Source organism: Vibrio sinaloensis DSM 21326, from assembly GCF_000189275.1.
GTDB classification, from domain to species: domain Bacteria; phylum Pseudomonadota; class Gammaproteobacteria; order Enterobacterales; family Vibrionaceae; genus Vibrio; species Vibrio sinaloensis.
This window is the reverse complement of the sequence record NZ_AEVT01000053.1, coordinates 31,593-56,482: the sequence shown is the minus strand read 5'-3', so window position 1 is coordinate 56,482 and position 24,890 is coordinate 31,593. Positions and strand designations below refer to the sequence as shown.

Genomic DNA, 24,890 nt, shown 5'->3' with positions numbered 1-24,890 from the left:
TGATGAGCCCCTTCCATATCTGCAGTTGTAGATAATGGGTATTGAGAGTGGAATGCCAGATTTCTCGGCCTGAGAGGCCGTAAGAGCAACGAATCTTAGAGTTCGTAGTGTCACTAAGCTCTGCTTGGCCGAAACATTTTTATGCCCAGAGAATTGGCTCTGTATAGGTCAGGGTAATCATCCGATTCAAAGCTTACATGGTCAGATAATGAAACATAGAACTAGTTAAAAGCCCTCAAACCGTGGTTTGGGGGCTTTTTATAAGAGGCAAGCTATAAGCTGATGGCCTCCTTTTTCGTTTTACTGCAGCATTACCAGTCGTAGCTTAAGCTAGCAATGACATTACGACGATCTCCGTAGTAACACCAAAGATTACTGGTACAGGTTGAAATGTACTCTTTGTCAAAGATGTTCTTTGCTGCGAGCTGAACTTTGTAGTCGTCAAAGCGGTAACTCACCGTCGCATCGTATAGGGTATAAGAAGGCACCTTGTGCTCTTCATCATTCCCCGCATAAGTGTCACCCGTGTAGCGAACACCAGCACCGACACTTAAGCCATTCATCGGCCCTTCAAGGAACTGGTATTTAGCCCACGCTGATGCAAGTGTATCTGCAACCTGCTCAGGTCGATTACCGACAATCGATTCATCTTTGTCGTCTTTGATTTCTGAATCAACATAAGACACGTTACCGATTAAGGTCAGCTCAGGCGTCACATTAGCCACAGCTTCTAGCTCAATGCCTCGGTTACGGATCTCACCAACTTGTTTAATGTCAGTCCCATCTACTTGAACAACATCTTTTTTGCTGGCGTTGTAAAGTGAAACACTCATATAGCCATCAATGCTTCGAGGTTCATACTTCAAGCCCGCTTCAAATGACTCACCGCGCTCAGGCTTAGTTGGTTGGTCCGTCGTCGTACCCAGCTGTGGTTCAAAAGACTGAGCGTAATTAGCGAATGGCGTAAGGCCATTGCTCATCACATACGCCACGCCCGCACTTGATGTCCAAGCTTTGTAATCCGCCTTGAAACGCGATCCGGTATCACGATTGTGTTTCTCGCTTGAAGTATCGTCATAACGTACCCCAGCTTGAACAACCCAATTATTGACGCGAATTTGGTCTTGCAGATAAAGACCCAACTGACGATTTTTAGTCACTGTCGTTTGCAGATCAGCACTGGTGTAAGGCTGCAGAGTCGGATCCAGTAGCACAAGATTATCTGTATACTCTGGGTTAAACATATTGAAGTTCGGATCGGCCGTGCCAATTAGCGTGGTTTTGTTGCCATCCGCAATAATCGGTGGTGAAGCATACGCTTCGCTATCAATATTGATTTGCTGGTAATCCACCCCGGCTAACAAGGTATGCCTTACCGGCCCAGTACGGAACTTGTAAGTTAAGCGGTTATCAATATTGAATGCTTTAGATTGGCCATTTTCGATGGTAGCGCTTCTAATAACAGACTCGCGCGCATTCGTTGGGTCAAACACCGCCCCCAAATCTATCGCCCCCCCTCCCGGCAGTGGGAATAGTGGTGCATCTGCAGAATACATAGAGAAGAACATTTGGCGCAGATCGATATCCATGCGACTGTATCGAGCGGACTGACCAAAACTCAACGCATCGTTAAAGAAATGCTCAAACTCATAGCCTAATGACAGTTGCTCACGTTCAAACTTTTCCCAATCTGGATCACCGATCGCCAGACTATCGGAAATCTGACCGTTTTTGTTGCTCGTTAAAGTGCCTTCCACAGGCAGGAATTGCAGATACGGATTGGAATCATCTTTTTGGTAGCTAGCCAAGAAGGTAATATTGGTATCGTCATTGATGTCCCAAGCTAAAGATGGGGCAATAAGAATACGTTGAGCTTCAACATCGTCAACTTTAGTGCCGTTTTTGCGCCCCATTCCGACTAAGCGAAATGCAACATTTTCACTCAACTCATGGTTAACATCTAGGCTAAGTTGCTTACGATCAAACGAACCAAATTGCGCTTCAACACTACCAGAACCGCCATCAAACTGCGGTCGCTTGCTAACAACATTGATTAAGCCTCCTGGTGGGTTTTGACCATATAGTACTGAGGCAGGGCCACGTAATATTTCAACACGTTCTAAGCCGAACGGGTCGATCTGCCAACTGTAAAAGCCTGCCGAGTAGAGACGCGTGCCATCTTGATACAAGCCAGTACCCGCCTGAGTAAATCCACGAACAACAAACCAGTCTTGTTTATTGTCATCACCATAGTGATTCGTCTGAATACTCGGCGTGTACTGCAATGCGTCTGAAATGCTGATCGATGCACGATCATCGATTTGCTCTCGAGTCACGACAGACACAGCGCGTGGTGTTTCTTTGATAGCCAAATCAGTTTTTGTCGCGGTACGGCTTTTCTGACCAACATAACTAAAGTCTGGGCCAACAGCACTCTCATATCGTTCCCCAACCACAACAACCGTATCCAATTCCTCCGCAAGCGCAACTCCAGAAGACATCGCACAGAGCACGGCGAGGTACGCCGGCCTCAGACTGAACTGCCGATTCATATGTTTCTCCTTAACTTCGGCACTATCGAGCATCGTAATGATATCGATAATTGTTATTATTTATATTTAAGCGGTCGGAGTGTAACCAATTTTATAAATCATTGGAATATGTAAAATCACTGTTATTGAGTGTTTATATATTTAATTTCAATAAGATATTGCTAGCAGAAGCCAATCTACTGGCCGTCTTATAAGGGGGGGGATAACGTTATCGTTCAGGGCTAAGCCAATACTCGCTCGAATGCTTGGCTGACTTTCTTCATTTCAGAGGGGTTGAATTCACTTAGCTGACCAGACTCCATTTTAAGAATCCTATCTGCCATGGTGAAGTAGCGGTCATCGTGGGTTATCGCGATAACGGTAATATTACGCTGCTTTAATAGGGGCAACAGTTGATGATAAAAAATGTGCCGGAAGCGAGGGTCTTGATCGGCAGCCCATTCATCCAACAACAAACATCCCTTTTTTTCCGCTATAGCCATCAATAAAGCAAGCCGCTTTCGCTGCCCCTGTGAATAGCGCGTGTCTGATAAACGGCCATTCTCCACAGACACCTTGTTGCTCATCTCTAACCTCTGCATCCACTCGTTGACAAGTGAGTCATCAGCATCAGTACCTTGACCATCCACCAGATGTGGAAACAGATAATAATCACTGAACACCGCGGAGAACTGTTGACGATAATCCGTTATTGAAGCCTCTTCAACTCGCTTACCATTGAGTAAAATCTGACCCGAATGAGGACGATACAGCCCGGTTAGCAACTGAGCAAACGTGGATTTTCCGCTACCATTACCACCAATAACAAATACCACTTCGCCTTGAGACGCTGAAAAATCTAATGGCCCGACCTGAAACGGTGCTTCATCATTTTGAGAAGAGTACTGATAGGTAACTTGGCGCAGCTCAAGCCGACGAAATAACTCTGTGGTGGGTGACGTCATTGGTAGCGAGTCGTCTCGATTTAAAGCCAGCGAATCAAGCTTGGTCATCGAAATGTTCGCACTAACTAAACCAGGCAGCGCTCCAACGGCGGCCATTAGTGGCATTCGAATAAACAAAATCACCAAAGCGAAGGTTGAGGCGACCTCAAAACTAGCCCAACCAAATCCCAACGCGAGATAAAAATTCAACCCTATCAGAGCCAGCACTATCGTATTTGCCAGATTGGCAGCAAAGCCGTTGAACGTGTCCGCTTGGGTTACATGGCGACGATAACCTTGGGCATGAAGGCGAAACTCATCGCGAAAATAACGTCGAGCACGTTGTGGGTTAAGAGAGAGTTCTTTACTACCTTGGATGATGGCTTGATAGTCTTGATACAGCTTATCCTCCATATCACGGACTTGACGTACATGATGCGTGATTCGCGAGACTAAGCCGTACCCTATCACACCTGTGATTGCCAAAACCAAGACGCTGATCGCGAACAAAGGTGGGGATAGGAAAGTCAGATAACAGAGCGCAACTAAGGTAACAACCAACCCGTAGATCATGTCAGGAAGGGTAACAAAAGCGATAGTGACGTTACGAATATCCGTATTGAGTGAAGCCAGTATGCCTGCACTGCCCAACGACTCTATTTGTTCAATGTCGGTGTTGATCAGTTGTTTGACCAATTGGCAACGCTTGTCGTAAACAAACTTATGTCCCAGCCGATGTAAAGAGACCTGAGCACATGTTGCGCTGGCGAGCAGTAAAACCAGTAACCCTGAAAACTGCCAAATCGCTCGATTAATATCTAAGTTGCTGTCCAACAAACGATATTGAATAAAAGCAATCACACCAATACTCAGACACGCACTCACCATGCTGAGCAATACGATCACCAATAGAGCTTTGTAATGCTGGCGCGCCAGTTGAAAAAGCAACGTCATTTAACTTCCTAGAAGACTAAGGGGTTGATAACCAATAGCGTACAAACTAAAGCCTGCGTAATCCCCACATCAAGTACATACCGCCAATCAGTGACGCAACTAAACCAGCCGGAATCTCTTGCGGATAAAGAATTTGTCGTCCAAGCCAGTCAGCCAATAACATCAAACCCACGCCAACAAAGGCGGAACAAATAAGATGTTCTCGTGCCCGGCTAAAGCCAAACAAACGCGCTAAGTGTGGCGCCATTAACCCAATGAAACTCAATGGCCCTACAACCAGCGTCGCACTCACGGTTAACAGAGCAACGAGAAGCAATAGAGTGCCTCTCGCCCGGCTAACCTTAACCCCTACAGCTCGAGCGCTGGCCTCTCCTAACGGTAGAATGTCCAACCAACGAGCAGCCGCGAAACTGATGCCGACCAGCACTATGGTCGCGCCTACAAGCGGTAATAACGTTGCTTCGGTGACGTAGTATGTCGAGCCAGATAGCCATGCTAACACCTGATAACTACGCGGATCGCCGCCAGCTAATACAAAGCTTTGTACGGCGTTCATCAATGCAGTAATGGCCACCCCTGTGAGTAGCACTCGCTCGGGCTGGAAACCGCTCTTTCGATTCAGTAACACTATGATGAACAGTGTCGCCATCGCACCAAGCAAACCGCCCAAATATAATCCAACGAGGCTGACGCCGACACCAGAGAACATCGCAATAATTAAACCGAGAGCCGTGCCTGAGCTAATCCCAATCACTTCCGGACTCGCCATCGGGTTGCCGCTTAACCTTTGAATGACAGTCCCCGCCGTTGCTAACATAATTCCCGCCAACCCTGCCGCAACTAATCTCGGCCAGCGCCATTCAAGCAAGTGCCAATCATTCGACAGCACCAGCCATTGCCAGCCAGAGCTTTGCACCGAGGTGGTTGCAAATACGAACATCGCGACAGGTACGAATAATGCGGCCCACAATATCGCACGACGATCTAAGCGTTTGCTTAGTTCAGTTTGACGAGTCATCACTGTTTGAGTTTGCGCTTGGCTGCGTATAGACACACGCGGCAAAAGCCATAACAACAGTGGCGCACCGAGTGCAGCTGTCGCGGCTCCCGTCGGTATGATCATTGCTGCAATACCTGGCAGCTGCTGGATCAACAGATCGGTTAATGTCAGCAACAATCCACCCAGTAACATGGAAACCAATAGTTTAGGTACCAATCGATGCACCCCAACCGCGCGAGTGATCGCCGGAGCCGCCAAACCGACAAAACCAATGACACCGACTTTCGCTACCACCCAAGCGGTAAGTAGTACAGCCAAACCCAGGCAAATGACGCGTAGTTTCGCCAAAGAAACACCAAGACTTTTCGCCCCTTCCTCTGACAGCTCCAATAAACTTAAAGGCTTTACGAATAGAAACGCGATACCGATAGCCAATGCCAATCGAGGCGCTAGATAGGCAATCTCAGCCCAACCCGTCTGTACAAGCGAACCTGCACCCCAGATCATTAGCCCAGATAGCTTGTCTTGGTTCATCATCAGCAAAACGGTATTGACCGCGCCAAAATAGAGATTAACGACCAAACCTGATACAACAACGACGGTCGGTGACAAAGCTCGTCGCCAAGACAAAGCAAACACCAGTGCCATAGTGGCGACACCGCCCAGTAACGCAACCAGAGACTTAGACAACACCAGCATCCAAGGTGCATACAAGGTTGCCATCATTAACGCAAAGCTCGCCCCACTCGCGACACCTAAGGTAGAGGGCGATGCAAGAGGGTTTCTCAGCACTTGTTGCATCAACACACCAGCAACAGCAAGCGCCGCACCCGCCAGTAATGTCGTAAACAGCCTTGGCCACCAAGTCAAATGAAGTCGAACAGAGTCAGGTGATAGCCAATCGGCTTGCCACAAGCTTGCCATCCCCAGCGATAACTCGCTGCTCATCGATAACTGATAACCAGCCACCATCAAGGTCGCAGTAGCAAGAAGTACCACCAAACTCAGAGACAGCATTCTCATCGTGTACTCTCCTTATTCAGTGCTTCGGTAATCAAGTGGGCAAAACGTAGGGCTGAAGGCATACCTCCAAAACTCCAGATCGCTTCTAAATTCAGCACCGGGTAGCCAGATTGTTCGACCAAATATTGCCAATATCTGTCTTGGGCTAAATGCTCTTTCACCCCCATAGGCAAAGGGTCAATCACCACAATCTGCCCCTCAATCCCTTGCAACTTATCCACCCCTGTTAAATTGAATCCCCACGCGTTGGTCTCTTGCTGCCACGCGTTTTCAATACCGAGCTGATTAAGGGCCACCTTATATATGCTGTTTTCACCAAAAACTCGGACGTGCTTACTGTCCATGAATTGGACCAACAAAACAGGGGGAGTTTGGCTCGGAACACTACGTTTAAGATCAGCGAGAGTCTGTTCACTTTGCGCGATCAAGGTTGTTGCTTGCTGCTCTGCATTCACTGCAATGGCCATGCGCTGAGTGAAGTCTTTCACCGCAGCCCAGTTCACTTCGCCAACCTTATACAAGCCAAGAATTTCCACCGGAGCAATCCGAGACAACTGAGGCTCTAAAGAGGCAAAGCGGGGAGAAAGGAAAATGGTATCAAGGTCCAGTTCAGACAGTCGCTCTAGATTAGGTTGGGTACGTAATCCAACATCAACGGTTTGCTGCGGGATTTTAGGGCTGCCGACCCAATCGTTGTAATCGGATTGCTGCGCTGACGCGACCGGAATAACACCGAGAGCCAACATAGTCTCAGTTTGCGACCAATCGACTGACATCACACGCAGTGGCGGCTCGGCTGGCTGAGTTTGTCCCACCACAGAAGAAGAGGTTAAGCTAAGACAGGTCGCCACCCAAAAAGTCGACAGAATTCTTAACATGGCATAGCCACCGGGTAGCCCGCTGCATGGTCGGTGATCTGCATCTCGATGCCATAAATATCACGCAATTTATCAGCTTGAAAAACGTGTTCTACGTCTCCCTGAACTATCATTTCACCGCTATGCAACGCAACAATGTGGTCACAGAATCTGGCCGCCATGTTGATATCATGAATGACGATAATGACGCCCAGCTCCAATTCAATGGCTAACTTCTTTATTAACTCTAGCATTTCAACTTGGTGAGCAATATCTAGCGCGGACAAGGGCTCATCCAATAGCAGGTACTGAGTTCTTTGTGCCATCAACATCGCCAGCCATACTCTCTGACGCTCACCGCCAGACAGAGTATCGACTAAACGATCAGCGTACCTTTCCGTATCGGTTAAGCGCATCGCTTCAGCGATATACTGCTTGTCCTTAGTCGTTAGTCGACCCAGCAAGCCATGCCAGGGGTAACGACCAAAGCTCACTAAGTCTCGACCAGAGAGGCTGTCGGTGGCAGGTAAGTGCTGAGGTAGATAGGCGACTTGCTGAGCAAATTTTTTGTCTGCCCACTCAGACACAGATTTGCCTTGCAGCAGAACATCGCCACTGGTGGGTTTTTGCTGTTGAGCCAGTAGCTTAAGCAAGGTCGACTTACCCGAGCCATTATGGCCAACCAATGCATAGATTTTGCCCGGTTCAAAGGTCACATCAAAATTGGACAGAAGTGCCCTTTCCCCAACATTAAACGCCAACTTTCTCGCTTCTAGCATACTCTTCCCTTCCCCGAGCATGCCCACGCTGCTCATCGATGTTATACAAGTGCTTAACAAAGGGAGAGGTATATAACAGTAATTTTATAAATGCAAACCATTTTGATTTGCATTCAATAAATAGCTTTACATGGGGCGAATCCGTTGAATAAGAACAACTCGCTATTCGTCTTTTTCTGAGGTATTGCGATCGACGTAAGGCCAGTAATGATGTCCAACACGAATCAGTAAGGTCGCAGCAGCGAGAATAAATGCCGCGACGGATAACCACACCACTAAGGTCGCATCCATCTCTTTCATGCCTAAGGTGATGTATCGGGCAATCGCCATCATCGCGATATATATCGGATAACGAACCGGGATTTTACCATTGACGACGAACTGTTGAACCATAGCCAACACCTCGAGATAGATGAACATCAGTAAGATATCCGTCAGTAGGACTCTCTTTTGTTCAAAGACATGAATAAATTCTTCCACCATGGCAAATAGCGTTGCCAGAGTGATCGCCACTAAGAGAACCGCCTCTAAGACGTGGAAGATTTTCAGGAACGGACGACTGAACCCTTTAGGTAAATTAGACGGCATACAAAAGTGCACTGAATGATGAAAAGTAGTGCCGATTTTACCATGTGTTTTTGAACAAATGATGGCTAAGCTTTGTCTTTCTCTATTAGCAATTAGTCGAGTGCTTGTTCAAGTTCACGACCATCGCTGATCAATTTATCAATGCCCAGGGAATGAAAAGACGCTCTGCCTAATAACAACGCACAGTTAAGCGCATTGTTATTGTTCTGAAGCGTGGAATTGTGCTACTCTTCGCCTCCATTTTTCTGACCTAAATTTCGCCAATTCGGTGATTCAGTATGGTCAGTGCTATCTTTAAAATACGTCGATAATCTCTCATCGATACCATCAAACCAAACGTGGAATTGTACCTATGGGCAAAGGCACTCTTTATATTGTATCTGCACCAAGCGGCGCGGGTAAATCGAGCTTGATTTCAGCAATGCTAGAAACCAATCCAACATACGCAATGAAAGTGTCTGTGTCGCATACGACTCGCGGCATGCGTCCTGGTGAACAAGATGGTGTCCACTACCACTTTGTGCAAAAAGAACACTTTGAAGAGTTGATTGAACAAGGTGCATTCTTGGAATACGCAGAAGTGTTTGGTAACTACTACGGTACCTCACGCATTTGGATTGAAGAGAATCTAGAAAAAGGCATCGACGTATTCCTTGATATTGATTGGCAAGGCGCACGTCAAATTCGTGAGCAGATGCCACAAGCAAAAAGCTTGTTCATTTTACCGCCTTCAAACGGTGAATTAGAACGTCGTCTGAATGCCCGTGGTCAAGATAGCGACGCAGTGATTGCAAAGCGCATGGCCGAGGCAAAGTCGGAAATTTCTCACTACAGTGAGTACGACTACGTAATCGTCAACGACGATTTCGACAACGCTTTAATGGATTTTAAAGCGATCATTCGCGCCGAGCGATTGAAGCAAGACAAACAAGCTGCTAAATATAAAGGCATGCTTGACGCTCTACTTGCAGAGTAAACCCAAGAATACAGGCTGAAAGACCAAACGATCCGAGGATCTTTTTATGATCTTTCCGAGCTTCGCTAGAGACATAAGTCTAGACACTGGGAACCGTCAGCCTGTATAATTTCTCGTCATACAAAATTTTAGTTAACTATTTGGAGTCCTCATGGCACGCGTAACTGTTCAAGACGCTGTTGAAAAAGTTGGCAACCGTTTCGACCTAGTTCTAATTGCGGCTCGCCGCGCTCGTCAAATGCAAACTGGCGGTAAAGATTCACTAGTGCCAGAAGAGAACGATAAGCCAACGGTTATCGCTCTACGCGAAATCGAAGAGAGCCTTATCACTAAAGAAATCCTAGATGCTCGTGAGCGTCAGGAGCAGCAAGAGCAAGAAGCAGCAGAATTAGCAGCCGTAAGCAGCATCGCTCACACTCGTTAATCTGACTCTCTTCATAACAACTATCTTTTCGGGCCTAAAGTTTGTATCTATTCGATAGCCTCAAAGACGTTGCCCAAGAATACCTAACAGAGCCTCAAATTGAGGCTCTGCGTCAATCTTATGTGGTAGCGAAAGATGCCCATGAAGGGCAAACCCGCTCTAGCGGTGAACCTTATATTATCCACCCTGTCGCTGTTGCTCGTATTTTGGCCGAAATGCGCCTTGATATTGAGACTCTCCAAGCGGCGCTTCTCCACGATGTGATTGAAGATACTGAAGTCACTAAAGAGGAGCTCGAAGAGCAGTTTGGCACAACAGTTGCTGAACTTGTGGATGGTGTGTCTAAGCTGGATAAGCTTAAATTTCGTGATCGCAAAGAAGCTCAAGCAGAGAACTTTCGTAAAATGGTACTTGCCATGGTGCAAGACATTCGCGTTATCCTGATCAAGCTTGCTGACCGTACTCATAATATGCGCACTTTAGGGGCTCTCCGCCCAGATAAAAAGCGCCGTATTGCCCGAGAAACGTTAGAAATTTATTCGCCTTTGGCTCATCGCCTCGGTATCCATAACATCAAAACAGAGCTTGAAGAGCTAGGTTTTGAAGCCTTATACCCAAATCGCTACCGCGTTCTAAAGGAAGTGGTGAAATCGGCCCGTGGCAACCGCAAAGAGATGATTCAGCGTATTCACACTGAAATCGAAGGTCGCCTAGAAGAAGTCGGTTTGAAAGCCCGAGTATTCGGTCGTGAGAAGAATCTGTTCTCCATCTATAACAAGATGAAAACCAAAGAGCAGCGCTTCCACACCATTATGGACATTTACGCTTTTCGTGTAGTCGTGGAAGACGCTGATACATGTTACCGAGTATTGGGTCAGGTACACAGTTTGTATAAGCCACGCCCGAGCCGCATGAAAGATTACATTGCGGTCCCGAAAGCCAACGGCTACCAGTCTTTGCACACCTCAATGGTTGGCCCTCATGGCGTCCCTGTTGAAGTACAAATTCGTACTGAAGATATGGACCAAATGGCGGATAAAGGTGTTGCGGCGCATTGGTCATATAAAGGCAGTGGCGAACGCACAGGTACCACAGCGCAGGTCAAAGCACAGCGTTGGATGCAAAGCTTACTCGAACTGCAGCAAAGTGCGGGTAACTCGTTTGAGTTTATCGAAAACGTTAAATCAGACCTGTTCCCAGATGAAATCTACGTCTTCACGCCGAAAGGCCGCATCGTTGAGTTGCCTGTCGGTGCAACAGCAGTAGACTTTGCTTATGCCGTCCACACTGATGTCGGTAATACTTGTGTTGGTGCTCGTGTTGATCGTAATCCATACCCACTGAGCAAAGCCCTGAAAAATGGTCAGACAATTGAGATCATCAGTGCGCCAGGCGCGCGACCAAATGCAGCTTGGCTAAACTACGTCGTGACTTCGCGTGCGCGAACCAAGATTCGTCAGGTTCTCAAAACCATGCGCCGTGAAGAGTCAATCACGCTAGGTCGTCGATTGCTCAATCATGCATTAGGTGAACTGTCTCTTAGCGACATCAGCGAAGAGAACATCCAGCACGTGCTAACCGACCTCAAAGTCGCGACCATCGAAGACTTGTTGGCTGATATTGGTCTAGGTGAATTAATGAGTATTGTCATTGCCCGTCGTTTATTGGGTGATGCGGACGAATTAACTGAAGTAGTTGGTGCTGACAATACCTCGAAGAAAAAGCTACCTATCCGCGGTGCGGAAGGCTTGTTGCTTACTTTCGCCAACTGCTGTCATCCAATCCCAGACGACCATATCATTGCACACGTCTCTCCAGGCCGTGGCTTAGTCGTCCACCGCGAAACATGTCCAAATGTCCGCGGGTATCAGAAAGAGCCGGATAAGTATATGGCTGTCGAGTGGTCTGAAGACTACGAGCAAGAGTTCATTACAGAACTGAATGTCGACGTACAAAACCGTCAAGGCGCACTGGCAGAGCTAACCAATGTTATCTCGAAGACAGGTTCCAACATTCATGGACTGTCGACAGAAGAACGTGACGGTCGCTTGTATACCGTCACGGTACTGCTGACAACCAAAGATCGTGTCCACCTTGCTGGTATCATGCGTAAGATCAAAGCGATGCCACAGACACTCAAGGTCCGTCGTCGTAAAAATTAAAGCGACGAACGCGTTAAATTTAAATGTCCTTGAAGCCTAAGGTTTCAAGGACATTTTTGTAATATCGATAGCATAAGCCAACCACTCAGAGGCTGGGCTTATTGATATCAAGAGAACCAAGATGAATTTAGAACGTTACAATCGTATCCAAGAAGTGCTTAAGTCTCGTCAAGCCGACCTCACTCTGTGCTTGGAAGAAGTCCATAAACCCAACAATGTCTCTGCCGTGATCCGGACTGCCGATGCGACGGGAATACATAAAATCCATGCCGTATGGCCGAACGAAATGCGCACCCTTAGTCATACTTCAGCCGGAGCAAGAAACTGGGTAGACGTCGAGACGCACGACAGCATTGAAGAGGCGATCAGCGAACTTAAATCGCAAGGCATGCAAGTGTTGGTGACCAATCTATCGGATAGCGCGGTCGATTTCCGCCAGATTGACTACACCAAACCCACCGCCATTATTCTTGGTAGCGAAAAAATCGGCGCCTCAGAACAAGCTAAAAAGCTCGCAGACCAAGACATCATAGTCCCTATGGTGGGGATGGTGCAGTCATTGAACGTCTCGGTTGCCAGCGCCGTTATTCTCTATGAAGCACAGCGTCAACGTGAAGCCGCTGGTATGTACGACAATGACGTGAGCTCAGTTCCACAAGAAACCATTCACCGTTTGCTGTTTGAGCGAGGCCACCCAGTGTTGGCTAAAGTCGCGAAGCGTAAAGGCCTAGCTTACCCTCCACTCGACGAGCAAGGACAAATCGTTGCCGACGATGAGTGGTGGGCTGAGATGCAGAAGAAATAGTCACGAGATCGATGTGCTTCGCTGACGACCACAACAGCGAAGCATAAAAATCCCTGTACAAAAACACAGCTCGATGGTTAACTATCTAGATTAGATTGAACGACTTAACGAGCTTTTTTATGTCTCAGCTACTCTCTGCTATTCCTCTTACCTCGCTGACGGGTATCGGTGCAAAAGTAGCGGAAAAACTCGCCAAAGTTGGACTCAACTCAGTACAGGATTTGCTGTTCCACTTACCATTGCGCTATGAAGATCGCACGCGAATTTACCCCATTGCTAAGCTGCATGCTGGGCTATGGGCTGCCGTACAAGGCAAAGTGATGGCCGTCGACACGCTATTTGGCAAACGCAAAATGCTGACCGTTAAGCTAAGCGATGGCAATGGCACCATTACGTTGCGTTTTTTCAATTTTACTGCGGCAATGAAAAACAACTTCGCCGAAGGCAAAACGGTTCATGCTTATGGTGAAGTTAAACGAGGCGGTTACGGTCTTGAAATCGTTCATCCTGACTATAAATTCTACGCGCCAAATCAAAAGGCCGATGTCGAGCAGACTTTAACCCCTGTCTACCCAACCACAGACGGACTGCGTCAAATCACGCTGCGTAACCTAACGGATCAAGCCTTAGCATTACTCGATAAAGCGGCCGTGCAAGAATTGTTACCATCAGGTTTATACGATCACCAACTCACACTGGCTCAAGCTCTGCATACCATTCATCGTCCACCGCCGTCATTGGATGTCGATGAGTTTGATGAAGGCAAGAACCCAGCTCAAATTCGTCTGATTATGGAGGAATTGCTTGCGCAAAACCTATCCATGCTGGCGGTACGCAGCAAAGGTCAGCAGGACACCGCATTACCACTAAAAGAGTGTCATCAGCTAAAGCAACAGCTGCTCGGACAACTACCCTTCTCTCCAACCAAGGCTCAAGCCCGAGTGGTTAAAGAGATTGAGGATGATTTGCTCAAGCCACACCCTATGATGCGCCTTGTACAAGGCGATGTTGGCTCAGGAAAAACCTTAGTTGCAGCCTTGGCCGCCGTTCGCGCTCTAGAACAAGGCTATCAAGTTGCGTTAATGGCACCAACAGAACTCCTCGCAGAGCAACATGCCATCAACTTTGCCAATTGGTTTGAGCCAATGGACATCAAAGTTGGCTGGTTGGCGGGTAAGTTAAAAGGTAAGGCGAAAGACGCGGAGTTGGCGCGTATTGCCAGTGGCGAAGCTCAAATGGTTGTCGGTACTCATGCATTATTCCAAGAGCACGTAGAGTTCCACCACCTCGCCTTAGTCATCATTGATGAACAGCACCGCTTCGGTGTCCACCAACGTTTAGAACTAAGAGAAAAAGGGGCAAAGCAAGGCGCGTATCCCCATCAATTGATCATGACGGCAACGCCGATTCCCCGCACTTTAGCGATGACCGCGTATGCCGATCTTGAAACATCGGTTATTGATGAACTGCCGCCGGGCCGTACACCTATCCAAACAGTTGCCATTCCCGACACTAAGCGCGATGACATCATTGAAAGAGTACGCCATGCTTGTCTCAACGAAGGCAAGCAAGCTTACTGGGTGTGTACCCTAATCGATGAGTCGGAAGTACTCGAAGCGCAAGCCGCAGCGGATACCGCTGAAGATCTGCAGCGCAAGCTTCCAGAAGTCAAAATAGGCTTAGTCCATGGCCGTATGAAGCCAGCGGAGAAACAGGCCGTCATGCAGGACTTCAAAGATAACAAGCTACAACTACTGGTCGCAACGACCGTGATTGAGGTCGGTGTCGACGTACCTAACTCAAGCTTAATGATCATCGAAAACCCAGAGCGTTTAGGACTAGCTCAATTACACCAACTACGTGGCCGTGTCGGGCGAGGCAGCGTTGCCAGTCATTGTGTGCTGCTCTACCACTCTCCGCTGTCTAAAACGGCACAAAAGCGTTTAGCGGTACTGAGAGAGAGTAACGATGGTTTTGTGATTGCCCAGCGCGACCTCGAGATTCGAGGCCCAGGTGAGCTATTAGGAACCAAACAAACTGGCATGGCCGACTTCAAAATTGCGGATTTGGTTCGTGATCAGCGATTAATACCGGAAGTTCAACGTATTGCCCGATATATCCATGATAACTACCCAGACAATGCCACCGCCATTATTGAACGATGGCTAGGAGACAGGGACGTCTACTCTAAGGCATAACAAGAAAAAGCGCTCTAAGAGCGCTTCATGGTCGGCTTAATCCTTAACCTGCAAAATATCATCCCAAGGCAAGCGCTCATCGCCAAGAACAATAAAGTTTGGATTCTCTAACGTGTCACGCTCGTTATAAGACAAAGGTTCAAGTTGAGTACTGAGGATACGCCCCCCCGCTTCTTCAACGATGCACTGTGTTGCAGCTGTATCCCATTCACCAGTTGGGCCCAAGCGCAAATAGCAATCCACAGCACCTTCTGCGACCAAGCAAGCTTTTAATGCTGCGGAACCGAGCGGGACTAAGTCATAGTTCCATGCGCTACTCATACGATTGGTTATACGATTGATGTCTTGACGACGACTGATGGCGATCGCAATTGGACTAGCTTGGCCATCATGCTGATGGGTCTTAATGCGCACGCTCTCGCTCATGTCTGGAATTTTCCAGGCACCCTTGCCTTGATAAGCGTAGTACGTTACACCAGAAACCGGACCATACACGACCCCCATGACTGGCTGATGATTTTCCACCAGCGCGATGATGGTAGCAAAGTCGCCACTGCGAGCAATAAATTCTTGGGTTCCATCCAGAGGATCCACAAGCCAATAGCGGCTCCACTGCGAACGTTTGTCTAGGCTGATATCGGCTGCCTCTTCTGACAACACAGGGATATCTGGCGTCAACTCCGTCAGCTTTTCAACAATCAACTTGTGGGCCGCGATATCGGCGCTTGTCACTGGCGTCTCATCGCTTTTGGTGTACTCTTCGTACTCTTTTTTCTCGTAGATATCGAGAATCAGTTGCCCGGCTGAACGTGCAACGTCAATCACTGCGGGTAAATGATGGGATAGGTCTTCTGTCATTGGCATAGTAAATCCTTATCGCCCTGCTTTAATTTATGCTTTTAGAGTGCGCAGAGCGAGGAGCAACGCAGTAATGCTGCGCGCTTCGCAAAAATCAAGGTGAGTGAGAAGCTCTTCAGCTTGGGCTAATGGCCAGCGAATAATGTCCAGTGGTTCTGGTTCATCACCTTCTAGTTGTTCTGAGTATAGATCCTCTGCAATAAACAGAGTCATTTTGCTGGAGAAGTATGATGGGGCGAGGACCACATCTTTCAGTGGTGTCAGTTTGCGCGCGCCAAAGCCAATCTCCTCTTTCAGCTCACGGTCAGCAGCCTGGATCGGCGCTTCCCCAGGGTCAATCAACCCTTTCGGAAAGCCAAGCTCATAACGCTCTGTTCCCGCTGCATATTCGCGGACTAGAAGAATGTCACCTTGTTCAGTGATCGGTACCATCATTACAGCATTACGACCGCTTGGTTTCATCCTTTCATAAGTACGCTCTTCACCATTACTAAAGCGTAAGTCCATTGCCTCGATCGTAAATAATCGTGATTGAGCAACGGTGCGTTTTTCCAGAATATCTGGTGGTGTCCGTTTCGCCATGGACTTACTCCTTAAAGATCAGATGAAGCTACTAATATATGAGAAAACCCATAGCTTTGAAAACAAAAAAAGGGCTGACATACGCGTCAACCCTTTGTATTCCATATGGTTAAAAACCCATTCTCACTAACTGAACACAATTAGTAGTATGAGTGCTCACCACGGTCGTGTTCTGTTGCATCACGCACAGCGGTTAGCTCACCTTCAAACTGTTGTAGTAGCTCTTTTTCGATGCCTTCTTTCAAAGTCACATCTACCATAGAACAGCCGTTACAACCGCCGCCAAATGACACAATCGCCACACCTTGTTCCGTAATTTCCACTAGATTCACGTGACCACCGTGGCCCGCCAACTGAGGGTTTACTTGGGTTTGAATAACATATTCAACACGCTCAAGCAGTGGTGCGTCATCTGACACCTTACGCATCTTAGCGTTAGGCGCTTTTAGCGTGAGCTGAGAACCCATTTTGTCCGTGACGAAGTCAATTTCAGCATCTTCCAAAAACGGTAGGCTTAGCTCATCAACATAAGCAGAAAAATGCTCGTATGTCAGCTCAGTATCCGTCGACTCTATCGCCTCTGGTGGACAGTAAGAAACACCACACTCTGCATTTTGAGTTCCTGGGTTAACAACGAATACACGAATATTAGTCCCTTCTGGCTGTTGGCTCAGAAGATTTGCGAAATGCGATTGGGCATTTTCTGTAATAGTAATAGGATTTGACACGACGAATACCTGAGTAAATTTGTAGGCTATTTAGTCACCATTCTACTCCTGATTTTTGCAAGATCTAGCCCCTGTGGACGAAAACTCGTGGTCTAGCGCTTTTCTGAAGGCTCAGGAGTACGGCATATGGTGTAAATATCAATGGTTTTCACGCCCGCATCAAGCAGTAATTTACATAATTGCTGCACGGTACTACCTGTAGTGAGTACATCATCAACAATCGCGACATGTTTGGCCGTCAATGAGCGATTCATAATATAGGCATTGCGCAGATTCGCGAGGCGCTGACGACGGTTTTTGCCCAGTTGAGGGGAGGTGGCTCGGACACGGCGAAACAAAGATTGATAAGGCCGTTCAAGTTTGTCGGCCAACGAGATGGCCAGCATCTCACTTTGATTGAAACCTCGCAGCCAGTGACGCCGCCAATGCAGTGGCACGCAGGTAATCAACTCGGCTGGTTGTTCGATTTGCACCGCGAGCAATTGCGCCAGTTTACTCGCTTGCCAAAACTGTCCTTGGTACTTAAGTTTGTGCACATAACTCGACAAAGGCGCTTGATAATCTCCAACACAATAGAGTCGTTGCCATAAAGGCGGCGTACGTAAGCACGTCCCGCATTCTAAAGTGGCGATCACGGTAGGCAAACCGCAACATGAACAACGCGATTGCGGCCGAAAATGTAGCTCGCAATATTCGCACAGCCAAGACAACCGAGCGCTTGTTCCAATAGTTAAACCACACAACTCGCATTGAGGAGAAAACAGGTCTGTTGTGTATTTCTTCATCCGATGCGCTAACATAGCTCCCCTGCACACAGCACTCATTCGGTGCCATTGTGTCGCAAAGCAGCAATAACATAGGATGAGAAAAGTGGTACAGACTGAGAGCATAACAACACCTTTGCATTGGCAGTCTCATGGTGAGGGGCAAGACATCGTTCTACTGCATGGCTGGGGTATGAACGGGGCGGTGTGGCAGAAAACTGTCGATGAGCTTAGTCAAAACCATCGTGTACATGTGGTTGACCTACCAGGCTTTGGCCACAGCCACCAGCGCCACTTTGACTCCATTGAGCAACTGGCGGAGTTGGTCCTTGCCGATGCCCCGCAGCAAGCGGTATGGCTAGGTTGGTCGCTTGGCGGTCTACTGGCAACGCATATTGCCGTGCAACACCCAGATCGCATCACCAAACTGATTACGGTGGCGAGTTCACCTAAGTTCGCTGCCGAGCGACGTTGGCGCGGGATTCAACCTCAAGTGTTAAGCGCCTTCACTGAACAACTGGTTGAGAACTTCCAATTAACCATTGAGCGCTTTATGGCGTTACAAGCCATGGGTAGCCCATCCGCGCGCCAAGATGTAAAGGCATTGAAACAAGCCGTGCTTTCTCGTCCGAACCCCAATCCAAAATCGTTGCTTGCAGGATTAAACCTACTGGCAGACATTGATTACCGAGAACAACTGAGTGGTGTTGAGATCCCGACTTTGCGTCTTTACGGTCGATTAGATGGCTTAGTGCCTGCGAAAGTAGCCAGCGACGTCGACACTCTGATGCCGAACAGCAAGAGTTATATGTTTGGCGCTTCATCACACGCTCCATTCATAACTGAATTTAACGAGTTTTGTCAGCAGGTTAGCGGCTTTATCACCGAAAACTAACAATTCATTACACTCAATACGCTAAATTTTTGACCATAGTGGTCGATAAATAAACGAACCAAGAAAATATTGCCGCAGAGTAATACCAGTAGAGGTTTGGGCGTGAGGAGGTAAAGCGATGCTCGTATCACCTACGAACGTAAGTGTGCCGCTTATCGCCCCATCGGTGAATGTTCAGACGGAGCAAACAGCTCGTGATAACAAAGTTCGCGAACCTGTTCCTGCGACGATTGCATTGACCAAGAGTAATGCAGAGCGAAAAGTCAAAGCAGATGACAAACGGCGCAAACAATCCTCTTGGGATCCAGCGGAGCACCCTAGCTACGAAACTGGTGAACAAGAAGAACTCAGCATCGTCAGTCAGGAAGCCCCGCAAGATACACTCGAGCGGATATTCCAACTGCTTGCTCTCGACAGCTACAGCAAAAGTCAGGGCAAAGGCTATGCAATGCGCTTTCGGTTACCCACACGCATCATCGATGCGGCGATAACAGAAGGAAAAATGGCGAAACGCCGCACTGTGATTAAGTTTCATTATGGTCACTCGGTCGCGCCAAATACGCCTTCTGATGTCATAGCGGTGTTGTAGTACCTAGACGTTAGGAAATACCGAAAAAAATCCCCGCTTCTTTGCAGTTGCGGGGATTTATATTTTTAACTAAGCCTAGTCAGCTATCGTTTCGCTTTGGCAAACGCCGCAGCAAAGGCGCCACCCATGGCACTATTACCATTCGATTCTTCGCGGCGACGCTGACCGCCGGGTTTATGCCCTTGACGCTGTTGGCCACGAGGAGCGGGCGCGCGTTGCGCTCGATTATCTTGGCCAGGCTCGTCGTTCAGTCGCATAGAAAGCCCAATGCGTTTGCGCTGTACATCAACTTCCATGACTTTCACTTTCACAATATCACCGGCTTTAACCACTTCACGTGGATCAGAAACATACTTATCTGTTAAGGCAGAGATGTGAACCAAGCCATCTTGATGGACGCCAATGTCAACAAATGCACCAAAATTCGCCACGTTCGACACTACCCCCTCTAACACCATGCCTGGCTCAAGGTCGGATACCGAATTAACGCCTTCAGCAAACGTCGCCGTTTTGAACTCTGGGCGAGGATCTCGGCCTGGTTTGTCGAGCTCTTTGATGATGTCTGTCACCGTCGGTAAACCAAAATTGTCATCGGTATAATCGACAGCATGTAACCCATGTAAGAACTGAGTATCACCAATCAGGGATTTCACTTGCTTGCTGTTTTTTTCCGCAATGGCTTTAACCACCGGATACGCTTCAGGGTGAACAGAAGACGCATCAAGCGGGTTTTTACCATCCATGATGCGTAAGAAGCCCGCACACTGTTCAAACGCTTTAGGGCCAAGACGGGCGACTTTCTTTAACGTGGTACGCGCTTCAAATCGACCATGCTCATCACGATAATCAACGATATTTTGTGCAATGGTACTCGATAGGCCAGCCACACGAGTCAGTAGTGCCGGAGAGGCCGTATTTACATCAACACCAACAGCGTTCACACAATCTTCAACGACAGCATCAAGACGTTTTGCCAACATGGACTGGCTCACATCGTGCTGATACTGACCAACACCGATCGATTTCGGGTCAATTTTCACCAGCTCAGCCAATGGGTCTTGCAGGCGGCGTGCAATGGAGACAGCACCGCGCAAAGACACATCCAAATTAGGAAATTCTTTCGCGGCAAGCTCGGATGCAGAGTAGACCGATGCCCCCGCTTCACTGACCATGATCTTTTGCACTTTAAGGTTGTTGCGTTTAATCAGATCAGCAACAAAGCTGTCCGTTTCACGCGAAGCCGTGCCATTACCGATCGCAATCAAATCGACATTAAACTGCTTGACCATAGCCGCAACAACTTGTGCCGACTTGTCGTACTGATTCTGCGGAGGATGAGGATAAATGGTTTCAGTTGCCAAGACTTTGCCCGTCGAATCCACCACCGCAATTTTAGAACCTGTACGTAGACCCGGATCGAGGCCAAGCGTCGCTCGAGGGCCAGCCGGAGCTGCCATCAAGAGATCTTTTAGGTTAGTCGCGAATACCTCAATGGCTTCCACTTCCGCACGCTCTTTCATGGCACCCATCAGTTCGGTTTCCATGTGCATCGACACCTTAATGCGCCAAGCCCAGCTAATGACTTGTTTACGCCAAGCGTCCGCCGGAGCGTGGCTGAGTGAGATACCGTAGTGATCAGAGATGATGGTCTCACAATAAGATTGGCGAGCGCCTTCTTCTTGCGCTGGATCGGCATTCATCGCCAGCGTCAGGAAGCCTTCATTTCGTCCTCGCAGCATCGCAAGGGCCCGGTGAGAAGGAACCTTACTCAGCGATTCATTGTGCTCGAAGTAATCTTTAAATTTCTCGCCTTCTCGCTCTTTACCCTCGACAACACGAGCCACTAGCTCTGCATTGCGACTGAGGTGCTGACGAATCTTTTCAAGCAAGTTAGCATCTTCTGCGATGCGCTCCATAACAATCGCACGAGCACCGTCCAACGCTGCTTTTGCATCTGCCACGCCTTTGTCTGCAGAGACATACTGCTTAGCCTCGCTGTCTGGATCGGTTTGTGGTTCATGCCACAACTTATCGGCCAGTGGCTCAAGACCCGCTTCAATCGCGATCTGGCCTTTAGTACGGCGCTTTGGCTTGTAGGGCAGGTACAAATCTTCCAGACGCGTTTTACTGTCGGCCTGGTTGATTTCCACTTCCAGCTCAGCGCTCAACTTACCTTGTTCTTGAATCGACTTTAAAATAGTCTGGCGGCGATCATCTAACTCACGCAAGTATGACAAGCGGCTATCAAGGTTACGTAACTGGGTATCATCCAGTCCACCTGTGACTTCTTTACGGTAGCGGGCAATAAATGGGACTGTGTTGCCATCGTCAATAAGGTTAACGGCAGCAGTAACTTGCTCAGGGCGAACATTTAGCTCTTGAGCAATCATATGACAGATAGCTTGGCTCATCCGTGGAATCTCTTTACTTATATTTAAACACTATATGGGGACAAGTGGCGTGAATCTAAAGTAAGGGCTTATAGCTGATGCGGTTAACAAACCACTCTTTGTACCCTTCTGGCGTTTTAACACTGAACTCGTCATCGACTTCTTTTTTTAGCAACGCGCGAGCCATCGGTGAGTCGATTGAGATATACCCTTTTGCGTCACCGTAAATCTCATCGGGACCAACAATTCGAAAGGATTTTACCTCTCCCGCTTCGTTTTCTATCTCCACCCAAGCGCCGAAAAATACCTTCCCCTCTTGCTGGGGCGCATAGTCGACCACTTTAACCTGCTCAAGACGCTTGCGCAGGTAACGCACTCGACGGTCAATTTCACGCAGACGCTTCTTGTTGTATTGATAATCCGCGTTTTCGCTACGATCACCTAAGCTCGCCGCCCAAGTCACTTTTTTCGTCACTTCCGGCCGTTCTTCTTTCCATAAGAAATCGAGCTCTTTCTTAAGTCGATCAAAGCCTTCACGCGTAATTAGGTTTGTTTTCATATTTCTGACGTTACTGAATTGAATATGACGTATACATTAGCTAAAAAGGAAATAAACGTTAACAATTCTTTGCGCCACTTTGGTCAGAACAGTGTTACATTTTGACTGGTTATAAAGGGCAATTGAGCCCGGTCCTGAGCGCTAAGCTTATTTGATAGGTGGAATCATTACATGCAAGAAAATTACAAGATTTTAGTCGTTGATGACGATGCACGCCTACGTGCACTGCTAGAGCGTTACTTGTCTGAGCAGGGATTCCAAGTGCGCAGTGTCGCAAACAGCGAGCAGATGGACCGACTGCTGACACGCGAGAACTTCCACTTGATGGTATTAGACCTAATGCTGCCTGGTGAAGATGGCCTCTCAATTTGCCGCCGCCTGCGTAACGCCAACAATATGCTGCCCATCCTGATGCTAACCGCGAAAGGGGATGAAGTGGATCGTATCGTTGGCCTCGAAGTGGGCGCTGACGACTACCTGCCGAAACCATTTAACCCACGCGAACTACTTGCGCGAATCAAAGCGGTATTGCGTCGTCAAACTACTGAACTACCAGGCGCACCAAGCAGCGCAGAGTCTGTGGTTGAGTTTGGTGAGTTCCGTCTGAATCTCGGAACGCGTGAAATGTTCCGCGGTGAAGAAGCCATGCCGTTAACGTCAGGCGAATTTGCCGTACTGAAAGCGCTTGTCACCAATGCTCGTGAGCCTATGTCGCGTGATAAGCTAATGAATATGGCGCGCGGCCGGGAGTACTCGGCAATGGAACGATCTATCGACGTTCAAATCTCTCGCTTACGCCGTATGCTAGAAATCGACCCGAGCAAACCTCGCTATATTCAAACCGTGTGGGGGTTGGGCTACGTCTTTGTCCCAGATGGCAAAGAAGCTTAATTTGAATTCTGCTAAAGTGCGAGACAGGGTCTCGCACTTTTTGTTTTCACACTAGCAAGGTTGTCAGTATGCGCATTCGTAGCTCATTTACTCAGTCGATCATCATTTTCCTTACGCTGCTTATCGCCAGTCAGATCTATTCCTACTACGCGGTCTTCAACTATGCGTTGATGCCCAGTTTGCAGCAGTTCAACAAAATCCTCAGCCATGAAATCAATCTGATGCTCAATGACTCGGCCAACCTCGAAGATGGCCTAGACCTCGATGCCCCGCTTCGCAGGCGCGTACTCGAGCAACTTGGCGTCACCATTCATGCCAAAGACAGCCCAATCGCGGATGAGTTTTATCACGCGGTGAGCATCGATCTGATGAGTGAAGAAATGAGTAATGAACTCGGCTCCCCCACCGATGTTCGCATGATGTTAGGCTCAGAAAGCTATATTCTGTGGATGCAAATCGAGTCCTTACCCGACTCGTTGTTACGCATCCCCCTTTCCGAGCTACAAGAAGAAGACTTTACCCCGCTATTTCGCAATAGCCTGATCATGGCACTCCTGATCATTGCGGGAGGTTGGTTGTTTATTCGTTTGCAAAATCGACCACTCATCGCATTAGAAAGAGCCGCCAAAGGCGTTGGACGCGGTGAAATTCCGCCTCCGCTGCCAGAGAAAGGTGCCTCTGAGATTCGCTCTGTGACTCGCGCTTTTAATCAGATGTCGAAAGGGATACAAGCACTAGAAGAAGACCGAGCATTGCTGATGGCCGGTATCAGCCATGACTTACGTACACCATTGACCCGCATCCGTCTCGCCACAGAGATGATGTCGCCGCAAGACAGCTACTTGGCTGAAGGTATCATCGGGGATACGGAAGAGTGCAATGAAATCATTAGCCAATTTATGGACTACTTGAAACCAGTAAACAAACAGTCATTTATTGAGGTTGACCTCAATGACATCGCAGAAGATGTGGCGTCTTCTGAGGGCGGATATGAAGTCCAAATCGAAACAGAGTTCCATCACCCGATGAAAGAAACTTTGGGCAGTCCCATTGCAATCAAGCGCGCTGTCAGCAACTTAGTGGTCAATGCTCTGCGTTACGGCAATGGTTGGGTTAAAGTCAGCACAGGGGTAACCGCAGACAGCAAGTTGGTTTGGGTTTGCGTCGAAGATAATGGTCCCGGGATCGAGCAAAGTCAGATTGGCAAACTGTTTGAACCTTTTACTCGCGGAGATACCGCACGAGGCAGCGAAGGGACGGGGCTTGGGCTGGCGATCGTCAAACGCATTGTCAGCCAACACAATGGCTCGGTTATCGTCAATAACCGTAGTGGTGGAGGTTTAAAGGTACAGATCAGTTTTCCAGTGATGAAAAGCACCCACCGTTAAACCGA

The 24,890-nt window shown here is 48.1% G+C and carries 21 protein-coding genes; 9 read left to right on the top strand and 12 right to left on the bottom strand.

Annotated elements, in window-relative coordinates:
* Window positions 1-311: 311 nt before the first annotated feature.
* From RH45_RS07525 to RH45_RS07500, 6 genes are all read right to left on the bottom strand, one after another.
* Window positions 312-2,552: a TonB-dependent siderophore receptor gene (locus RH45_RS07525; RefSeq protein WP_008075696.1), complete on the bottom strand. Its 2,241-nt coding sequence runs from the start codon at window positions 2,550-2,552 to the stop codon at window positions 312-314.
* A 221-nt stretch (window positions 2,553-2,773) separates the two neighbouring features.
* Window positions 2,774-4,429 (bottom strand): multidrug ABC transporter permease/ATP-binding protein, encoded by a 1,656-nt coding sequence (locus tag RH45_RS07520; protein WP_008075694.1) that lies wholly within the window; start codon window positions 4,427-4,429, stop codon window positions 2,774-2,776.
* A gap of 46 nt (window positions 4,430-4,475) precedes the next feature.
* Window positions 4,476-6,452: a Fe(3+)-hydroxamate ABC transporter permease FhuB gene (fhuB, locus tag RH45_RS07515; protein ID WP_008075692.1), complete on the bottom strand. Its 1,977-nt coding sequence runs from the start codon at window positions 6,450-6,452 to the stop codon at window positions 4,476-4,478.
* Window positions 6,449-7,330 (bottom strand): ABC transporter substrate-binding protein, encoded by an 882-nt coding sequence (locus RH45_RS07510; protein ID WP_008075691.1) that lies wholly within the window; start codon window positions 7,328-7,330, stop codon window positions 6,449-6,451. Before RH45_RS07510 ends, fhuB begins: the two co-directional genes overlap by 4 nt.
* Window positions 7,324-8,088 (bottom strand): ABC transporter ATP-binding protein, encoded by a 765-nt coding sequence (locus RH45_RS07505; RefSeq protein WP_008075689.1) that lies wholly within the window; start codon window positions 8,086-8,088, stop codon window positions 7,324-7,326. Before RH45_RS07505 ends, RH45_RS07510 begins: the two co-directional genes overlap by 7 nt.
* 162 nt (window positions 8,089-8,250) lie before the next feature.
* On the bottom strand, window positions 8,251-8,676 hold the full coding sequence (locus RH45_RS07500) for a phosphate-starvation-inducible protein PsiE (protein ID WP_039958345.1): 426 nt from the start codon (window positions 8,674-8,676) through the stop codon (window positions 8,251-8,253).
* A gap of 352 nt (window positions 8,677-9,028) precedes the next feature.
* On the opposite strand from RH45_RS07500, the gene gmk reads away from it, so the two are divergent.
* From gmk to recG, 5 genes are all read left to right on the top strand, one after another.
* On the top strand, window positions 9,029-9,652 hold the full coding sequence (gene gmk / locus RH45_RS07495; protein WP_008075686.1) for a guanylate kinase: 624 nt from the start codon (window positions 9,029-9,031) through the stop codon (window positions 9,650-9,652).
* Between the two features lie 151 nt (window positions 9,653-9,803).
* Window positions 9,804-10,076, top strand: a complete 273-nt coding sequence (rpoZ, locus tag RH45_RS07490) for a DNA-directed RNA polymerase subunit omega (protein ID WP_008075684.1) — start codon at window positions 9,804-9,806, stop codon at window positions 10,074-10,076.
* Between the two features lie 41 nt (window positions 10,077-10,117).
* The gene (gene spoT / locus RH45_RS07485; protein WP_008075683.1) at window positions 10,118-12,238 is read left to right on the top strand and encodes a bifunctional GTP diphosphokinase/guanosine-3',5'-bis pyrophosphate 3'-pyrophosphohydrolase; all 2,121 of its coding nucleotides are present in this window, start codon (window positions 10,118-10,120) and stop codon (window positions 12,236-12,238) included.
* Window positions 12,239-12,359: 121 nt separating this feature from the next.
* Complete coding sequence (gene trmH / locus RH45_RS07480; protein ID WP_008075681.1) at window positions 12,360-13,043, top strand: tRNA (guanosine(18)-2'-O)-methyltransferase TrmH; 684 nt, start codon at window positions 12,360-12,362, stop codon at window positions 13,041-13,043.
* 119 nt (window positions 13,044-13,162) lie between these two features.
* Window positions 13,163-15,241, top strand: coding sequence for an ATP-dependent DNA helicase RecG (gene recG / locus RH45_RS07475; protein WP_008075679.1), 2,079 nt, complete (start codon window positions 13,163-13,165; stop codon window positions 15,239-15,241).
* Window positions 15,242-15,277: 36 nt separating this feature from the next.
* Here the strand turns inward: recG and cysQ are convergent, their stop codons facing one another.
* From cysQ to RH45_RS23865, 4 genes are all read right to left on the bottom strand, one after another.
* The gene (cysQ, locus tag RH45_RS07470) at window positions 15,278-16,105 is read right to left on the bottom strand and encodes a 3'(2'),5'-bisphosphate nucleotidase CysQ (protein WP_008075678.1); all 828 of its coding nucleotides are present in this window, start codon (window positions 16,103-16,105) and stop codon (window positions 15,278-15,280) included.
* 27 nt (window positions 16,106-16,132) lie between these two features.
* On the bottom strand, window positions 16,133-16,681 hold the full coding sequence (gene nudE, locus RH45_RS07465) for an ADP compounds hydrolase NudE (protein WP_008075676.1): 549 nt from the start codon (window positions 16,679-16,681) through the stop codon (window positions 16,133-16,135).
* Window positions 16,682-16,821: 140 nt separating this feature from the next.
* Entirely contained in the window at window positions 16,822-17,409 is a 588-nt protein-coding gene (gene nfuA / locus RH45_RS07460) for a Fe-S biogenesis protein NfuA (RefSeq protein WP_008075675.1), read from the bottom strand.
* A 92-nt stretch (window positions 17,410-17,501) separates the two neighbouring features.
* Window positions 17,502-17,945 carry a ComF family protein gene (locus RH45_RS23865; protein WP_338131517.1) on the bottom strand — a complete coding sequence of 148 codons (444 nt, stop codon included), beginning with the start codon at window positions 17,943-17,945 and terminating at the stop codon, window positions 17,502-17,504.
* Between the two features lie 325 nt (window positions 17,946-18,270).
* On the opposite strand from RH45_RS23865, the gene bioH reads away from it, so the two are divergent.
* Complete coding sequence (gene bioH / locus RH45_RS07450; protein WP_039958344.1) at window positions 18,271-19,068, top strand: pimeloyl-ACP methyl ester esterase BioH; 798 nt, start codon at window positions 18,271-18,273, stop codon at window positions 19,066-19,068.
* Between the two features lie 118 nt (window positions 19,069-19,186).
* Window positions 19,187-19,657 (top strand): hypothetical protein, encoded by a 471-nt coding sequence (locus RH45_RS07445; RefSeq protein WP_008075670.1) that lies wholly within the window; start codon window positions 19,187-19,189, stop codon window positions 19,655-19,657.
* Window positions 19,658-19,740: 83 nt separating this feature from the next.
* Here RH45_RS07445 and RH45_RS07440 read toward each other — a convergent pair whose 3' ends face one another.
* Entirely contained in the window at window positions 19,741-22,068 is a 2,328-nt protein-coding gene (locus tag RH45_RS07440; RefSeq protein ID WP_008075668.1) for a Tex family protein, read from the bottom strand.
* Window positions 22,069-22,123: 55 nt separating this feature from the next.
* The gene (gene greB, locus RH45_RS07435) at window positions 22,124-22,606 is read right to left on the bottom strand and encodes a transcription elongation factor GreB (protein WP_008075666.1); all 483 of its coding nucleotides are present in this window, start codon (window positions 22,604-22,606) and stop codon (window positions 22,124-22,126) included.
* Between the two features lie 171 nt (window positions 22,607-22,777).
* Here greB and ompR point away from each other — a divergent pair, with 171 nt between their 5' ends.
* Window positions 22,778-23,497, top strand: a complete 720-nt coding sequence (gene ompR / locus RH45_RS07430; RefSeq protein WP_008075664.1) for an osmolarity response regulator transcription factor OmpR — start codon at window positions 22,778-22,780, stop codon at window positions 23,495-23,497.
* A gap of 68 nt (window positions 23,498-23,565) precedes the next feature.
* Window positions 23,566-24,885 (top strand): two-component system sensor histidine kinase EnvZ, encoded by a 1,320-nt coding sequence (envZ, locus tag RH45_RS07425; protein ID WP_008075662.1) that lies wholly within the window; start codon window positions 23,566-23,568, stop codon window positions 24,883-24,885.
* Window positions 24,886-24,890: the final 5 nt, after the last annotated feature.

What these genes read in the sequence shown, in the direction of transcription:
- bioH (WP_039958344.1), top strand. Translation starts at nt 18,271, where the DNA reads ATGAGAAAAGTGGTACAGACTGAGAGCATAACAACACCTTTGCATTGG.
- envZ (WP_008075662.1), top strand. Translation starts at nt 23,566, where the DNA reads ATGCGCATTCGTAGCTCATTTACTCAGTCGATCATCATTTTCCTTACG.
- gmk (WP_008075686.1), top strand. Translation starts at nt 9,029, where the DNA reads ATGGGCAAAGGCACTCTTTATATTGTATCTGCACCAAGCGGCGCGGGT.
- ompR (WP_008075664.1), top strand. Translation starts at nt 22,778, where the DNA reads ATGCAAGAAAATTACAAGATTTTAGTCGTTGATGACGATGCACGCCTA.
- greB (WP_008075666.1), bottom strand. Translation starts at nt 22,606, where the DNA reads ATGAAAACAAACCTAATTACGCGTGAAGGCTTTGATCGACTTAAGAAA.
- RH45_RS07510 (WP_008075691.1), bottom strand. Translation starts at nt 7,330, where the DNA reads ATGTTAAGAATTCTGTCGACTTTTTGGGTGGCGACCTGTCTTAGCTTA.
- RH45_RS07505 (WP_008075689.1), bottom strand. Translation starts at nt 8,088, where the DNA reads ATGCTAGAAGCGAGAAAGTTGGCGTTTAATGTTGGGGAAAGGGCACTT.
- RH45_RS07525 (WP_008075696.1), bottom strand. Translation starts at nt 2,552, where the DNA reads ATGAATCGGCAGTTCAGTCTGAGGCCGGCGTACCTCGCCGTGCTCTGT.
- trmH (WP_008075681.1), top strand. Translation starts at nt 12,360, where the DNA reads ATGAATTTAGAACGTTACAATCGTATCCAAGAAGTGCTTAAGTCTCGT.
- fhuB (WP_008075692.1), bottom strand. Translation starts at nt 6,452, where the DNA reads ATGAGAATGCTGTCTCTGAGTTTGGTGGTACTTCTTGCTACTGCGACC.
- recG (WP_008075679.1), top strand. Translation starts at nt 13,163, where the DNA reads ATGTCTCAGCTACTCTCTGCTATTCCTCTTACCTCGCTGACGGGTATC.
- RH45_RS07520 (WP_008075694.1), bottom strand. Translation starts at nt 4,429, where the DNA reads ATGACGTTGCTTTTTCAACTGGCGCGCCAGCATTACAAAGCTCTATTG.
- RH45_RS07445 (WP_008075670.1), top strand. Translation starts at nt 19,187, where the DNA reads ATGCTCGTATCACCTACGAACGTAAGTGTGCCGCTTATCGCCCCATCG.
- cysQ (WP_008075678.1), bottom strand. Translation starts at nt 16,105, where the DNA reads ATGCCAATGACAGAAGACCTATCCCATCATTTACCCGCAGTGATTGAC.
- RH45_RS07440 (WP_008075668.1), bottom strand. Translation starts at nt 22,068, where the DNA reads ATGAGCCAAGCTATCTGTCATATGATTGCTCAAGAGCTAAATGTTCGC.
- RH45_RS07500 (WP_039958345.1), bottom strand. Translation starts at nt 8,676, where the DNA reads ATGCCGTCTAATTTACCTAAAGGGTTCAGTCGTCCGTTCCTGAAAATC.
- rpoZ (WP_008075684.1), top strand. Translation starts at nt 9,804, where the DNA reads ATGGCACGCGTAACTGTTCAAGACGCTGTTGAAAAAGTTGGCAACCGT.
- nudE (WP_008075676.1), bottom strand. Translation starts at nt 16,681, where the DNA reads ATGGCGAAACGGACACCACCAGATATTCTGGAAAAACGCACCGTTGCT.